This window comes from Streptomyces sp. NEAU-W12, assembly GCF_026242095.1.
In the GTDB taxonomy this organism is placed as follows: domain Bacteria; phylum Actinomycetota; class Actinomycetes; order Streptomycetales; family Streptomycetaceae; genus Streptomyces.
In genome coordinates this window covers 205,837-220,604 of sequence record NZ_JAPJDM010000013.1, presented here as the reverse complement: position 1 = coordinate 220,604, position 14,768 = coordinate 205,837, and the positions used below count along the sequence as shown (strand labels likewise).

At 68.9% G+C, this 14,768-nt stretch carries 13 protein-coding genes and 3 tRNA genes; 10 read left to right on the top strand and 6 right to left on the bottom strand.

All coding sequences use genetic code 11. The features are described from left to right. Positions 1-52 precede the first annotated feature (52 nt). On the top strand, positions 53-814 hold the full coding sequence (locus ORI94_RS18735) for a thioesterase II family protein (protein WP_221361105.1): 762 nt from the start codon (positions 53-55) through the stop codon (positions 812-814). Positions 815-835: 21 nt separating this feature from the next. Here ORI94_RS18735 and ORI94_RS18730 read toward each other — a convergent pair whose 3' ends face one another. Beyond that, positions 836-1,357: a DedA family protein gene (locus ORI94_RS18730; protein ID WP_221361103.1), complete on the bottom strand. Its 522-nt coding sequence runs from the start codon at positions 1,355-1,357 to the stop codon at positions 836-838. Positions 1,358-1,652: 295 nt separating this feature from the next. Here ORI94_RS18730 and ORI94_RS18725 point away from each other — a divergent pair, with 295 nt between their 5' ends. Both ORI94_RS18725 and ORI94_RS18720 read left to right on the top strand, forming a co-directional pair. Beyond that, entirely contained in the window at positions 1,653-2,939 is a 1,287-nt protein-coding gene (locus ORI94_RS18725; protein ID WP_221361102.1) for a sensor histidine kinase, read from the top strand. Continuing rightward, positions 2,939-3,583 carry a response regulator transcription factor gene (locus ORI94_RS18720; RefSeq protein ID WP_266076937.1) on the top strand — a complete coding sequence of 215 codons (645 nt, stop codon included), beginning with the start codon at positions 2,939-2,941 and terminating at the stop codon, positions 3,581-3,583. The genes ORI94_RS18725 and ORI94_RS18720 overlap by 1 nt, the downstream gene beginning before the upstream one ends. A gap of 564 nt (positions 3,584-4,147) precedes the next feature. Here ORI94_RS18720 and ORI94_RS18715 read toward each other — a convergent pair. Then, entirely contained in the window at positions 4,148-5,146 is a 999-nt protein-coding gene (locus ORI94_RS18715; RefSeq protein WP_221361100.1) for a helix-turn-helix domain-containing protein, read from the bottom strand. Positions 5,147-5,415: 269 nt separating this feature from the next. Here ORI94_RS18715 and ORI94_RS18710 point away from each other — a divergent pair, with 269 nt between their 5' ends. Further along, positions 5,416-5,697: a hypothetical protein gene (locus ORI94_RS18710; protein ID WP_221361098.1), complete on the top strand. Its 282-nt coding sequence runs from the start codon at positions 5,416-5,418 to the stop codon at positions 5,695-5,697. A gap of 110 nt (positions 5,698-5,807) precedes the next feature. Here ORI94_RS18710 and ORI94_RS18705 read toward each other — a convergent pair whose 3' ends face one another. Beyond that, the gene (locus tag ORI94_RS18705; RefSeq protein WP_323056070.1) at positions 5,808-6,224 is read right to left on the bottom strand and encodes a transposase; all 417 of its coding nucleotides are present in this window, start codon (positions 6,222-6,224) and stop codon (positions 5,808-5,810) included. Positions 6,225-6,607: 383 nt separating this feature from the next. On the opposite strand from ORI94_RS18705, the gene ORI94_RS18700 reads away from it, so the two are divergent. Next, positions 6,608-7,024, top strand: coding sequence for a hypothetical protein (locus ORI94_RS18700; protein WP_266076925.1), 417 nt, complete (start codon positions 6,608-6,610; stop codon positions 7,022-7,024). 12 nt (positions 7,025-7,036) lie between these two features. After that, positions 7,037-7,807, top strand: a complete 771-nt coding sequence (locus tag ORI94_RS18695; protein WP_266076922.1) for a transposase — start codon at positions 7,037-7,039, stop codon at positions 7,805-7,807. Positions 7,808-8,495: 688 nt separating this feature from the next. On the opposite strand, the gene ORI94_RS18690 is transcribed toward ORI94_RS18695, so the two are convergent. The 3 genes from ORI94_RS18690 to ORI94_RS18680 form a co-directional block, all read right to left on the bottom strand. Next, a tRNA-Ile gene (locus ORI94_RS18690) sits at positions 8,496-8,572 on the bottom strand. Between the two features lie 203 nt (positions 8,573-8,775). Next, positions 8,776-8,848, bottom strand: a tRNA-Asn gene (locus ORI94_RS18685). 5 nt (positions 8,849-8,853) lie between these two features. Further along, positions 8,854-8,926, bottom strand: a tRNA-Asn gene (locus tag ORI94_RS18680). A 181-nt stretch (positions 8,927-9,107) separates the two neighbouring features. Here ORI94_RS18680 and ORI94_RS18675 point away from each other — a divergent pair. The 4 genes from ORI94_RS18675 (at position 9,108) to ORI94_RS18660 (ending at position 14,748) form a co-directional block, all read left to right on the top strand. Then, positions 9,108-9,413 carry a YtxH domain-containing protein gene (locus ORI94_RS18675; RefSeq protein ID WP_266076996.1) on the top strand — a complete coding sequence of 102 codons (306 nt, stop codon included), beginning with the start codon at positions 9,108-9,110 and terminating at the stop codon, positions 9,411-9,413. A gap of 84 nt (positions 9,414-9,497) precedes the next feature. Continuing rightward, positions 9,498-10,952: a xylulokinase gene (locus ORI94_RS18670; RefSeq protein ID WP_266076919.1), complete on the top strand. Its 1,455-nt coding sequence runs from the start codon at positions 9,498-9,500 to the stop codon at positions 10,950-10,952. 134 nt (positions 10,953-11,086) lie between these two features. After that, positions 11,087-12,820 carry an ABC transporter ATP-binding protein gene (locus tag ORI94_RS18665; RefSeq protein ID WP_266076916.1) on the top strand — a complete coding sequence of 578 codons (1,734 nt, stop codon included), beginning with the start codon at positions 11,087-11,089 and terminating at the stop codon, positions 12,818-12,820. Continuing rightward, positions 12,820-14,748 carry an ABC transporter ATP-binding protein gene (locus tag ORI94_RS18660; protein WP_266076913.1) on the top strand — a complete coding sequence of 643 codons (1,929 nt, stop codon included), beginning with the start codon at positions 12,820-12,822 and terminating at the stop codon, positions 14,746-14,748. The genes ORI94_RS18665 and ORI94_RS18660 overlap by 1 nt, the downstream gene beginning before the upstream one ends. Positions 14,749-14,768: the final 20 nt, after the last annotated feature.

Below are 14,768 nucleotides of genomic sequence, written 5' to 3'. Positions count from 1 at the left end.
GGATCATGACGGGCACGAGTGGGCCGGAAGGGGCCCGGAGAGGTGGATTCGCGTGACGGTCATCGACGCCAGAAAAGGGAACCAGTGGTTCCGGACGTATCGACGGGACGGGAGGGTCAGGGCCCGGCTGGTCTGCTTCCCGCACGCGGGCGGCACGGCGACCCTGTTCCACCACTGGCCGGGGCGTGTCCCCGTCGATGTGGAGGTGCTCGCCACGCAGTACCCGGGCCGGCAGGAGCGGTTCGCCGAGCCCTGCATCGAGGACATGAGCGAACTGGCCGACCGGATCACCGACGCGCTGGGACCTCAGGTCACCGGGGAGCGGCAGCTGCCACTCGTCCTGTTCGGGCACAGCCTCGGCTCTGCGGTGGCGTACGAGGTGGCGTGCCGCCTCGACGAACGGCACGGCATCGTTCCCGACCGCGTCATCGTGTCGGGACGCGGCGCGCCCCACACCGAGCGCGGCGGCACCCTGCACGCCCTGGACGACGACCGGCTCATCGCCTCGGCCCGACGGCTGGGCGATCTGGCCTCGTCCGTCTACGACGACCCCGACCTGCGCCCACTGCTACTGCCGTCCCTGCGCAGTGACTTCCGGCTGATCGAGTCCTACCGGCCTCAGGACCCTGCCCCGCTGCGGGCGCCCATCACCGCGGTCGGCGGCGACCGCGACCCGGGCTGCCAGGTCGCGGAACTGGAATCCTGGTCGGCGCTCACCACAGGTGGCTTCGAGAGCCGGATCTTCCCCGGGGACCATTTTTACTTGGTACCGGTGGAGGCGGAGCTGCTGGCGTTCATCGCCGGACGCCTCTGAACGAGCACCGTGGCATCGGCCCTACCGGGCCGCCGCGCCTTCCGCCGATCCGCGCCGCAGCGCGAGCAGTGCCGGGAGCGAGGTGGTGACCAGCAGCAGCGCCGAGGCGCCGGCCAACACGCCGGAGCCACCCCACTGCTGCCACGAACTGCCGGCCAGAAGCCCCATCGCCACACAGGCCGGGGCCCACAGCAGGCTGCCCAGGACCGACCAGAGCAGATACCGCCGCCAGGGCACCCGCATGGTGCCGCTCATGACCGGAACCATCGTGCGGAGCGCCACATTGAACCGCCCGAGCAGCACCGCCCGGCCGCTGTACGTACTGACCGCGCTCAACGCGGCCCGGTACTTGCGCGACTGGGTGACCTGGGCCGGCAGCCCGGCGGCGATCCTGGCCCCCCACACCCGTCCGACGAGATGACCGAGCACATTGCCCGCCACCGCACCGAGCACCGCGACAGCGAGCGCACCGGCCAGCGGAAGCGTGCCGTGGTGCGCTAGCACCCCGCTCACCACCAGAGCGGTCTGGGAAGGAAGAAGCATGCCCAACACCGGAAGCACCGGTTCCACCGCGGGTAGCAGGAACACGAGGACCAGCGTCAACCAGACAGGCACAGTGGACAACTGGGTCTGGAGCCAGTCCATGGGGGTCCCCTCGATGTGGCACGGCCCCGAAGTGCGGGGCGGGAGCAGTCGGCTGCCCACTGCCTCAAGGAGACCTGATCGGCCGGGTCCGGCACATTGCAACTGGGAGGACTCTTCCAGGAGAGACAGGGCCCACCCCAAGGGTGGAGCTAGCTGGGTGGTCCGCCCGCTCGACGTCTCATAGCGTGCCCTCATGCACTCCCCCAGCCTCTGGCAAGCGCTCCAGGAGCGGCGTTATGTCCGCAGCAGTTGGCCGTGGCGCTCGGCGCTCTATCTGCTGACCAGCGTGCCGCTCGGTATCGCCACGCTGGCCACGGTCCTTCTGCTGGCCGTCGCGGGCAGTGTGCTCACGGCGGTCCTGATCGGCATTCCCCTGCTCCTCACCCTCGCCCTCACCGGCATCCCGCTGGCCGCCCTGGAGCGCCGCAGGGTCCGGCTCCTGGACAGGGATCCGATCCCCGGACCGCACCGCGAGCCCCACAGCACCGGGCTGTCCGCCTGGTTGCGTACGCGGCTCCAGGAGCGGGCCACCTGGCGGGAGCTGGGCTACGCGCTGCTGTTCGCCTGCTTGTTGTGGCCCCTTGAAGGGCTCGCCGTCGGCACGGTCCTCACCATCTGCGGCGGCCTGATCGCCACGCCCGCGATGATGGCCGCGGGCGGCGACGAGGAGGCCCGCGTACTCAAGCTCTGGATCGCCGACTCCTATCCGGAGGCCTTCGCCGCCCTGCTGGCCGGTGTCCTGCTCCTCCCGGTGCTCGCCTATCCGCTGGGCGTACTGGCTGCCGGCCGCGCCGTACTGACCAGGCAGCTGCTCTCCATCCCGGAGACCGGTCTCGACTCCCGTATCCAGGAGCTGGGCCGTTCCCGAATGCGGCTGGTGGACGCCTTCGAGGCGGAACGCCGCCGTATCGAACGCGACCTGCACGACGGGGCGCAGCAGCGACTCGTCGCCCTGTCCATGACGCTGGGCTTGGCCAGACTGGAGAACCCCGCCGAGCCGCTCGGCAGTCTGCTGACCAAAGCACAGGAGGAGGCGGGCGTCGCCTTGGTGGAGATCCGGGAACTGATCCGGGGCATCCACCCCCAAGTCCTCACCGACCGTGGCCTGGAAGCGGCCGTGGAGGACATCGCCGACCGCTCTGCGGTCCCGGTGGATGTGAGTTTCGAGCTGCCCGGCCGCATGCTCGAAGCCATCGAGACGGCCGTCTACTTCGCGATCTGCGAGGCCCTGGCGAACGTGGCGAAACACAGCCGGGCGACCAGGGCGAAGGTGACCGGGCAGGCCGAGAAGGGCAGGCTCACCGTGGAGGTCGAGGACAACGGGATCGGCGGCGCCGACACGGTCGACGGAACAGGTCTCCAGGGTGTGGCCGATCGCATCTCGGTGCTCGGGGGTCACCTGCTAGTGTCCAGTCCGCCCGGGGGGCCCACGGTGTTCCGTCTTCAAGTCCCCTGCTCACCGGCTCGATCGAGGACCTAATGTTGCGCATCGTTTTGGCCGAGGACAGCGTGCTCCTGCGGGAGGGCCTGGTCGGTCTGCTGGAGCGTTTCGGCCATCAGGTGGTCGCCGGAGCGGGCACTGCTCAGGAACTGACCGAGGCGGTCCTCGAACACCACCCGGACATCGTGGTGACCGATGTACGGATGCCGCCCGGCTTCTCCGACGAGGGCCTGCGGGCCGCGGTCGAGCTGCGCAAGCAACAGCCGGACCTGCCCGTCCTGGTGCTCAGCCAGTACGTCCAGCGCACCTACGCCGAGGACCTGCTCGACTCGTCGGACGGTACGGGCGTCGGCTATCTGCTCAAGGAACGCATCGGCAACGTCGAGGAGTTCATCGACGCCCTGCACCGGGTGGCCGAAGGCGCCACGGTGGTCGATCCGGAAGTCGTCAGGCAGCTGATCCGGCACCGCCGCGATCCCATGTCGCGGCTGACGGCCCGCGAGCAGCAGGTACTGGCGCTGATGGCGGAGGGCAAGTCCAATGCCTCGATCTCCTCGGCCCTGACGGTCAGCGAAGGCACGGTCAGCAAGCACTTCGGCTCGATCCTCACCAAGCTCGACCTGAGCCTGTCCGACTCCACGAACCGCAGGGTGCTCGCGGTACTCGCTTTCCTGCGCGGCTGAGGGCTGTCCCGCAATCCCTGGCGGGCACACGACGACAGCTACGGCATCCCAAGCGGCGGACCGACCCCGGCGAGGCCCCCTGCAGCCACCGCGGAGCCGTCGTCGAACCCGTCTTCGAACAGCTCCTGACCTGCCACGACGGCGGCCGGCTCATGCTCCGCGACGAGGACGGCGGCCGCGCCGAGTGGTGCCCTGCTGACCGCCGGCCACAACCTCCGCGGGAACGTCCGACACGCCGGCACCGCCGGACTGATCACCGCGATGTGCTGACCACCCCGGAGCTCGGCGCCGCCACAGGCCCTTACAGGCCGTACTCGACGAGCGAGACCTCAACCCACAGGCCCACGGGCGGCGACGGATCGGCCACGATCGGCCCCGCCGATCTCGGCCGATCGGTCGCTTGCCCGGTGAGACACGCTCCCGGCGTCGGCACGGGACATGCGCGGGGGTGCACCATTTTCCCGCCATGCCCGTCCGGTCACTCGCCGGTCTGCGCGGCCAGCCACACCACCCACAGGAACCCACCCACCGCCCACATCCACCAGAGCGTCACCCCGTCACCCGTCATCCGGCGAGCCAGCCGCGCTGGGCGGCAAGCGCACCCAGCTGGAACCGGCTGCGGGCGCCCAGCCGGCTCATCAGCTCGGCGGTGATCCGGCGGCTGGTGCGTACGGACACACCGAGCTTGCGGGCGATGACCTCGTCGGTGAGCCCGGCGGCGAGCAGCCCCAGTACGGCGCTCTCCTGATCGGCCGGAGCACCGTCGGAATTCCGGCAACGGTCACGGTCCTCGCCGAACCGTGAACCGGCCTGCCAGATCTGCTCGAACAGCGCCTGCAGCGCGCCGACCGGCCCCGGGCTGGACAGCAGGAAGGCGCCCAGGTCCGGATCATGGGGATCCACCGGGACGAGCGCCACCCGCCGGTCCCAGATGATCATCCGCAGCGGCAGATGGGCGACGGTCCTGACCTGCCCGCCCTGCTCGCCGAGCCACTGGGCGTACTCACTGGTCGGCCGGTCATTGCGGATGCTGTCCAGATAGACGCACCTGACCCGCACCGATCGCTCCAGCAGCATCAGGTCCAGCGGCCGGGACTGCTGGAGGCTCACCGCCGGCTGCGCACCGCCCGGCAGGAACACCTCGCACTCGTCACGGCATTCGTGGCTGACCTTCTCGATGGCGGCCTGGATCGCATCCGGCCCGCTCGCCAGCGTCACCGTGCTCGGAGCGAGCCGGTGCTCCTCGTCCCGGTAGTCGGCGATCAGCCGGGCCACCGCGAGCTTGCTCTCCGAAAGTGTCTGCTGAAATTTCAGCAGTTCCATTTCCTGGGACTGAATCAGCATTTTGAGCCCGAGTTCGGGATCCACCGGACGTGAACTTTCGCGGTTCTCCAAGGAAGGCCGCACCAGTGAAAGCTCGGAAAGCTCGGCGAGTGCGGTGGAAACCCGGTCGACGGACCAGCCGAACTGTTCTGCCATCACTTGCACCTCTGCGGTCGGTTCTTTCAGTAGAGTGCGATAGGCATATTCCGCATCCTGGCCTAGTCCGATCTCCTTGAGCATGCCATTCCCCCTCCGTGCTGCGACATTCCCCCACGCCACGAGCGGACCGAACCGTTCGCTTGGTTCCCACTTCACTGTCGAAGCAGGCGGCACTGGAGGAAAGTCAATCGAAGCCCGCCGGCCTCTTGAGGGGGAGCTTAGCCGTAGCCTCTTTCGGCACATTTTCGCGAGGATTCCCCAGCAGAAATCGCGGAAAAATGTAGTTAAAAATTGGGTGAGGTACGGTTTGACCAGAACGAACGAAGCAGCTTACGAGGGGGATCTCAAGAATGCGTAAGAACAGAGCTTTCTTCGCGGCGGCCATCGGTGCGGCCTGCCTGAACGTCGTGCTCTTCGCCGGTACGGCGAACGCAGGTACGGACGACGACCTGCCCTGGACCAAGGCGGGCTCGACGCTCACCACGACTGTCGGCACGGACGACGACCTGCCCTGGACCGGCCCCACCCCGTCCCCGCTCCCCGCCGCGGCCACCATCACCGCGGACGCACCGTCCGGCGACACCGACCCGGACACGGGCGGGGCGAACCCGGACCTGCCCTGGACGCGCTGACAAAGCAGGCAACACAAAGCGTGCAGCACAGCACCACCACACAAGGCGCAGGCCGAGAAGGCATCCAGGGGGGTTCCTCGTGACGACCCGGGTCAGGCAGTGGTGCACCGTCAAATGCGCCCAAACCTCTTACCGGACAAGGGCGGGTCGCCAGAACGCAGGACTGCGGCCGGTCCGCGCCGGAACGTCTTGATCTGCCGAAACGCTGACTCCGCCTCCCACCTTTCCCGGTACAGAGCAGCCAGCTCCACCGCCGGAAACGTCAACGGGTCCAGCAGGTCGGTCAGCAACCTGACCGCCTCACCGCCGTCGATTCGGTACTCGATCACCCGGACCAGCACACCGCCCGGGTGCGCGCCCTTCTGCCCCGCCAGGTTCATCCTCGCCAAGTAGGTGCCGTCAGCGAGATGCTCGACCGGACGGTGAGCCACCGGTGAACGGGCCCGGAGCAGGAGATGCGACCCGGCTTCCAGATACGCCTTCCACAAAGCAAACCCGGGAAAGTTGCGGTCCATGACCACGAGCATCCCGCGGCACTGAACATACCGGAGATAGGAGTGAGCACCCCCCTCCCCTCCGGCCCACCCGGGCTCACAGCACGGATCAGGGACGCGACCGCCACCGGCGTCTCCAGTGCGACCAGCACCTCGGCTACAGGGCGACATCACCAGGGACCGCAGCCGCATCGGCAAAGGCTCAGTTGGCCAGGCACTTGAGCCACAGTCCTCCCCGACCCAGCCGGGGCCACTTACTCGTCCGCTCCACAACCGCCCAACCGTCAACCGGTCATGATTGACCGTCATCCAGCGCGAGGCTGCCGCTCCTGGCATGCTTTGACCAGAAGCCTGGCGCGCAGAGGAAGTCGCCATCGGTGCTGGTCCATACACATCTGAAGGGAGCCGCATCTCCGATGGCCTTGAGGAACCTCCAGTATCAAGAGGACTATCGCTCTGGCTACAACAACCTCGTGGAGGAGTTCTTTCGCCCGTCCCTGCGCGAGGCGAGCACGTATTGGCGGGCAGCCGGCTACTTCTCGAGCACTGCGCTGGAGTCCTTCGGGTCCCCCCTAGGTGAGCTCGTACTCAACAGCGGAAGGATCCGCCTGGTAACGAGCGTTGAACTCACTGAGGCCGATCTCAATGCAATAGCCAACGGTAGCTCCAAGGAGACGATCTGCGCCGAACGACTGGAACAGATTGTCTCTGATGAGTTCGCAGACGGTGTAGGCGATGGTGTAGCAAGGCTCAGCCGCCTACTGGAGTTGGACCGCCTGGAGATTCGGATCGCGGTTCCTAAGACCTGTCCCGTAACTGCTGGTCAGGGGTGAGATGATCTTGCTGTGTCTGGTGTGATCACGGCGTCGCAGCCCTCCTGGATAGGTCCGTTCAGCGGGTTGAGCCCGCGTCAGTTCGGCAAGTTGATCACTGCGCTTCGGCGGGAAGGTGCGGATCCGGTGCGCAAGGGCCGGCCGTGGAGCCTGCCGCTGGAGGACCGCGTCCTGTTGGTCGCCGCCTACTGGCGGACGAACCTGACCCTGCGGCAGCTGGCGCCGCTCTTTGGGGTGTCGAAGTCCGCGGCCGATCGCATCATCGACCATCTCGGGCCGTCGCTCGCGCTCCAGCAACGCAAGAGGTTCCGCAAGGACACCGTGCTGATCGTGGACGGCACCCTGGTCCCCACCCGCGACCACAGCATCGCCGAGCAGTCCAAGAACTACCGGTACTCCACCAACCACCAGGTCGTCATCGACGCGGACACCCGGCTGGTCGTCGCGGTCGGCCGCCCGTTGCCCGGCAACCGCAACGACTACAAGGCGTGGGAGCTGTCCGGCGCGAAGGCCGCCGTCGGCAGGACCACGGTCATCGCGGACGGCGGCTACCGGGGCACCGGCCTGGTCATCCCGCACCGCCGCGAACCCGGCCAGAGCGAACTGGAGCCATGGAAAGAAGAGCACAACGCATCGCACCGCAAGGTCCGCGCCCGCGTCGAGCACGCCTTCGCCCGGATGAAGACCTGGAAGATCCTCCGCGACTGCCGCCTCAAAGGTGACGGCGTCCACCACGCGATGCTCGGCATCGCCCGCCTGCACAACCTCACCCTCGCCGGGTGACGAAGGAACAAGCAGGTCAGCGAGCACGCCGTAGATCATTTACGGGACAACGCTTAAGCACGGATCCGGCATCTACCACGAGAAGATCGGCGTCTTCGAGGACACGGGCGGCTCTTCGGCGCATACGCCCGGCGCTTCGTGCTGGCAGGGTGGAGGGGGCCAGGCCTCCCGTGCTGAAGGTCGAGAATCCACAGACTGATGTGATCTCGGGTGAGCCTGCTCCCCCGGTCCGAGACTGACAGCTCGCCGAACCACGGGATCATGTGGTTATCGATGAACCTGGTGTAGTTAGTTCTGGTGTGCTCGGATATGTCCGTTAGCAGCCCCACATAGGCATGCGCGTAGACAGAGAACTTCTCCGAGTCGGGCATCTCAGGCTCGCCCGGCTTGACGAAACCCTCGCCCTTGACCCACTCCGGCGGCCATTGCTGTCCGTGACCATTCACCAGGTCGCGGAAGCGTTTCGCCGCCCCTTCGTCGTCGAAGGTCTCGCGCTGGGTCTGCCCCGTTCGGGAGCCACCAGTCCGCCACATCACGGTGTAGGAGGGGTCGCCGCTCAGGCGTTCATTGGTCCTGACGTAAGCCATAAGAAGGAGCCTACGGTGGGTCGGTGCAGCGTTCGTGCAGCGAACGGCAGGGCCCGACTAAGGTCGAGACGGCGTTTCCGCAGGTCACGACGTTTCTGCTGTGGTGGGGCGGGTGGGACTCGAACCCACGGCCGACGGATTATGAGTCCGCTGCTCTAACCGGCTGAGCTACCGCCCCAAGCGGCGTGTCGCGCACAGGTGTGCGTGCCGTCTGCCGCAGCATAGCCGCTCATACGATCTCCTGCCTCGATGATCGACCAGGCACAGGCCCCCCTCGCGACCCCGAGGGCTGCCTCAGGGCCCGCACGGCCGCTCCGGGCGGTGGACCAGGACGCGAACCGGGCATGAAAAAGGACCCCCACGGGGTCCTCGTTCAGCATGCTCCCCCGACTGGACTCGAACCAGTAACCTGCCGGTTAACAGCCGGCTGCTCTGCCAATTGAGCTACGGAGGACCGAGCTCCCCCGACTGGACTCGAACCAGTAACCTGCCGGTTAACAGCCGGCTGCTCTGCCAATTGAGCTACGGAGGAATGCCTCGTCTGCATCGAACGCACCTACCTGGGTATTCGCCAGAGGGCGCGCGCTCGCTGCGACACATACATTAGCGCAAGCAGGGGGGTGCTTCGCCAATCGGTGCTCCCCGGCGCCGTCGCCGCACCGCAGAACCGTGCAGACCTGCACGCAGTCCTACACAAGGAAAGGGTGGCCGCCATGCGTTACCGGCTCACGTTCGTCACCGGAGTCGTCCTGGGTTACGTGCTGGGCACGAGGGCCGGACGCGAGCGCTACGAGCAACTGAAGAAGTCAGCGCAGCGGTTCGCGCAGAACCCCGCCGTGCGCAACACCGCGGAGACCGCGGCCCAGCAGGGCCGGGACATCGCGGGCCGGGCGTACCACGTGGTGAGTGACAGGATGGGCGACCGGATGCCCGAGTCGGTCTCGCAGCGGGTGCGCGCCCTGCGCGAGCGCAGCGCGCAGGGCGCCGGCGAGGACGACTGGGGCACGAGCAACACCTGACCGGGCCCCGGTGACACCCGGCGGGGAGCCCGCGGCGGACCGGCCCGGCGTCGCGACGCCGCCGGGTACGGCAGAATTTTGGCCATGGGGATAGTCGCCGGGTTGGACAGTGCGCCCGATTTCACTCGCATCGTCGTCTGTGACGCGGACAGCGGGACCGTGCTCAAACAGGGGTATGCACCACATCCGGTGGACAACCCCCAGGGCACGGGCCGCCCGTCCGACGTCGACCCGCAGAGCTGGCTGTACTCGCTGGGCGAGGCGGCGGGCGGCGGTCTGCTCGAGGGCGTCCAGGCCATCGGGGTGTCCGCGCAGGCGAACGCGCTGGTGCCACTGGACTCCCAGGGCAACACCGTGCGGCCCGCCGTGGTCGGTGCCGACAAGCGGGCCCAGGTCGCCGCGGCCGATCTGATCGACGCGCTCGGCGGCCGTGCGGCGTGGGCGCAGGCGGTGGGCAGCGTGCCGCAGGCCGCGCACCCGGTGACGAAGCTGCGCTGGCTGGCCCGTACGGAGCCCGAGAACGCGGCGCGCACCGCCGTGCTGCTGCAGGCGCACGACTGGCTGGTGTGGCAGCTCCTGGGCCGTCCGGTGCGCCGGACCACCGACCGGGGCGGCGCGTCCGGCACCGGCTACTGGGCGGCGGCGACCGGGAACTACCGGGCCGATCTGGTGGAGCTGGCGCTCGGGCACCAGACCATGCTGCCGGAGGTGATCGGCCCCGCCGAGGCCGCCGGGGCCACCCCGGAGGGGCTGCTGATCTCGGCGGGCACCGGGGAGACGATGGCGGCGGCGTTCGGGCTCGGGATCGGTCTGGGCGACGCGGTGGTGTCGCTGGGCGCGTCCGGCTCGGTCATGGCCGTCCACCCCGAGGCGCTCTACGACCCGAACGGCATGATCACCGCGCTGGCGGACGCCACCGGGATGCACCTGCCCGTCGTCACCACGCTGAACGCGGTACGGACCCTGCGCGGGACCGCGGAGCTGCTCGGGCTGCCCGATCTGGAGAGCCTGTCCGAGCTGGCGATGAAGTCGACGCCGGGCTCGCACGGGCTGGTGCTGCTCCCCTATCTGGAGGGTGAGCGGACGCCGAACCTGCCGCACACCGCCGGGACCCTGTCGGGGCTGCGGCGCGAGTCCATGAAGCCGGAGCACCTGGCCCGGGCCGCGTTCGAGGGGATGCTGTGCGGGCTCGCGGACGCGCTGGACGTGATGCGCGGCCGGGGCGTGGAGGTCCGGCGGGTGTTCCTGCTGGGACAGGCCGCGGAGCTGCCCGCCGTGCAGGCGGCGGCGCCCTCGCTGTTCGGGGCGCAGGTGATGGTGCCGCAGCCCGCGGACTACGCGGCGATCGGCGCGGCCCGGCAGGCCGCGTGGGCGCTCGGAACGTCCCAGGGCACCCTCGACCCGCGGACACCGCCCGTCTGGCAGGGCGCGGCGGCGCAGGTGCTGGAGCCGGGCGAGGACCTGGCGGTGGGACAGGCGGTGCGCCAGCAGTTCGTGTCGGTGCGCGAGCAGACCCACCCGGGGGCGTTCCGGATGTGACCGGACAGGCTGCAGAGGGGGCACCGACGGCGCGCGGAACCGGATTCAATCGGTTGGGGTAACGCGGGTGGAGTGCCCGACGATAGGGGCCAGGGGCAACCACTGGCCCCCGCCGACCACCCGAGAGATCCAGCGTGCTGATACGACTACTGCGGACTTACCTGCGGCCGTACAAAAGACCCATCGTCCTTCTGGTGCTGCTGCAGTTCCTGCAGACCTGCGCCACGCTCTACCTGCCCACCCTCAACGCCGGCATCATCGACGACGGTGTCGTCAAGGGGGACACCGGCTACATCCTGTCCTACGGCGCCCTGATGATCGGCATCTCGCTGGCACAGGTCGTGTGCAACGTCGCGGCCGTGTACTACGGCGCCCGGACCGCTGCGGCGCTCGGGCGGGACGTGCGCGGGGCCGTCTTCGACCGGGTGCAGTCGTTCTCCGCGCGGGAGGTCGGCCACTTCGGCGCGCCCTCGCTGATCACCCGTACGACGAACGACGTCCAGCAGATCCAGATGCTGGCCCTGATGACGTTCACCCTGATGGTGTCGGCACCGATCATGTGTCTGGGCGGCATCGTGATGGCGCTCGGTCTGGACGTCCCGCTGTCCGGGGTGCTGGTCGCGGTGGTGCCGGTGCTGGGCGTCTCGGTGACGCTGATCGTGCGGCGGCTGCGTCCGCTGTTCCGGACCATGCAGGAGCGGCTCGACACGGTGAACCGGGTGCTGCGCGAGCAGATCACCGGCAACCGGGTGATCCGGGCGTTCGTCCGGGACGCGTACGAGCAGCGGCGGTTCGGGAGGGCCAACGCCGAGCTGACCGAGGTGTCGCTCGGCACCGGCAATCTGCTGGCGCTGATGCACCCCGTGGTGATGACGGTGGTGAACCTGTCGTCGGTCGCGGTGGTGTGGTTCGGTGCGCACCGGATCGACAGCGGGGGCATGCAGATCGGTGACCTGACCGCGTTCCTCGCCTACCTGATGCAGATCGTCATGGCCGTGATGATGGCCACCTTCATGTTCATGATGGTGCCGCGGGCCGAGGTGTGCGCCGAGCGTGTCCGGGAGGTGCTGGACACCTCCTCCAGCGTCGTACCGCCCTCGTCGCCCGTCACCGAGCTGCCCCGGCACGGTCATCTGGAGATCCGGGGCGGTGGCTTCCGCTTCCCGGGTGCCGAGGAGCCGGTGCTGAAGTCGGTGGACCTGGTGGCCCGGCCGGGCGAGGTGACCGCCGTCATCGGCTCGACCGGCAGCGGCAAGTCGACGCTGCTCGGGCTGGTCCCCCGGCTGTTCGACGCGACCGACGGCGAGGTCCTGGTGGACGGCGTGCCCGTCGCGGACCTCGATCCGGCGCTGCTCGCGAGGACGGTCGGGATGGTGCCGCAGAAGCCGTACCTGTTCGCGGGGACGGTGGCGACGAATCTGCGGTACGGCCGTCCGGACGCCACGGACGCCGAGTTGTGGCACGCGCTGGAGGTGGCGCAGGCCAGGGAGTTCGTGGAGCGGCTGGAGGGCGGGCTCGACGCGCCGGTCGCGCAGGGCGGGACGAACGTCTCCGGCGGCCAGCGCCAGCGGCTCGCGATCGCGCGGACGCTGGTGCAGCGTCCCGAGATCTATCTGTTCGACGACTCCTTCTCCGCGCTCGACTACGCGACCGACGCGGCGCTGCGGGCGGCGCTGGCCGAGGAGACCGCCGAGGCGACGGTGGTGATCGTGGCCCAGCGGGTGGCGACCATCCGGGACGCCGACCGGATCGTGGTCCTGGACGAGGGCCGGGTCGCCGGCACCGGCCGGCACCACGACCTGATGGCGGACAACGAGACCTACCGGGAGATCGTGCTCTCCCAGCTGACGGAAGCGGAGGCCGCCTGATGGCCGGGGTCATGGCGCGGGCCGGGGCCGGGACGGGCCCCGACCACCAGTCGCTGCGTTTCAAGGAGTCGGGCACACGGCTCGTCAGGCGGTTCGGGCCGGAGCGCCTGGCCCTCTACGGGCTGCTGGCCTGCGTGGTGCTGAGCGTGGGGCTCAGCGTGATCGGGCCGAAGATCCTCGGCCGGGCGACCGACCTGGTCTTCGCGGGCATCGTCGGACGGGACATGCCGGCCGGGGCCACCAAGGAACAGGTACTGGAGTCGATGCGGGAGCGCGGCGAGGGCGGTGTCGCGGACATGCTCCGCAGCACCGACTTCACGCCGGGCGAGGGCATCGACTTCACGGCCGTGGGCAACGTGCTGCTGTTCGCGCTGGCGGTGTTCGTGGTCGCCGGCCTGCTGATGGCGGTGGCGACGCGGCTGGTCAACGGCGCCGTGAACCGCACCATGTACCGGATGCGCGAGGACGTGCAGACGAAGCTGTCGCGGCTGCCGCTGTCGTACTTCGACAAGCGGCAGCGCGGTGAGGTGCTGAGCCGGGCGACCAACGACATCGACAACCTGGGGCAGACGCTCCAGCAGACGATGGGCCAGCTGATCAACTCGCTGCTGACCGTCATCGGGGTGCTGGCGATGATGTTCTACGTGTCGTGGATCCTCGCGCTGGTCGCGCTGGTGACCGTGCCGCTGTCGTTCGTGGTCGCCACCCGCGTGGGCAAGCGGTCGCAGCCGCACTTCGTGGGGCAGTGGCGCACGACGGGCAAGCTCAACGCGCACATCGAGGAGATGTACACCGGGCACACCCTGGTGAAGGTGTTCGGGCGCCAGGAGGAGTCGGCGAAGCGGTTCGCCGAGGAGAACGAGGCGCTGTACGAGGCCGGTTTCAAGGCGCAGTTCAACAGCGGCATCATGCAGCCGCTGATGTTCTTCGTGTCGAACCTCAACTACGTGCTGGTGGCGGTCGTCGGCGGGCTGCGGGTCGCGTCGGGCGCGCTGTCCATCGGCGACGTGCAGGCGTTCATCCAGTACTCGCGGCAGTTCTCGATGCCGCTGACGCAGATCGCCTCGATGGCGAACCTGGTGCAGTCGGGTGTGGCGTCGGCGGAGCGGGTCTTCGAACTGCTCGACGCCGAGGAGCAGCGGGCCGACCTCTCGCCGGCCGAGAAGCCGGCCGAGCTGCGCGGGCGGGTGGCGCTGGAGCACGTCTCGTTCCGGTACGAGCCGGAGAAACCGCTGATCGAGGACCTGTCGCTCACGGTGGAGCCGGGGCAGACGGTCGCGATCGTCGGCCCGACCGGTGCGGGCAAGACGACGCTGGTGAACCTGCTGATGCGGTTCTACGAGGTGTCCGGCGGGCGCATCACGCTCGACGGCGTCGACATGGCGCGCATGTCCCGGGCCGAGCTGCGGGCCGGGATCGGCATGGTGCTCCAGGACACCTGGCTGTTCGGCGGCACCATCGCGGAGAACATCGCGTACGGCGCCTCGCGGAAGGTGACCCGCGAGGAGATCGAGGAGGCGGCGCGGGCGGCCCACGCCGACCGGTTCGTCCGCACGCTGCCGGACGGGTACGACACGGTGGTCGACGACGAGGGCAGCGGGGTCAGCGCCGGTGAGAAGCAGCTCATCACCATCGCGCGGGCGTTCCTGTCCGATCCGGTGATCCTGGTGCTGGACGAGGCGACGAGTTCCGTGGACACCCGGACCGAGCTGCTGATCCAGAAGGGGATGGCCGAACTGGCCCACGGGCGGACGTCGTTCGTCATCGCCCACCGGCTCTCCACGATCCGGGACGCGGACACGATCCTCGTCATGGAGAACGGCTCGATCGTCGAACAGGGCGCCCACGAGAAGCTGCTGGCGGCCGGCGGAGCCTACGCCCGGTTGTACCGGGCGCAGTTCGCGCAGGCGGTGGCCGAGGTGGACTGAGGGGCTCGTGCCCGGCCGGC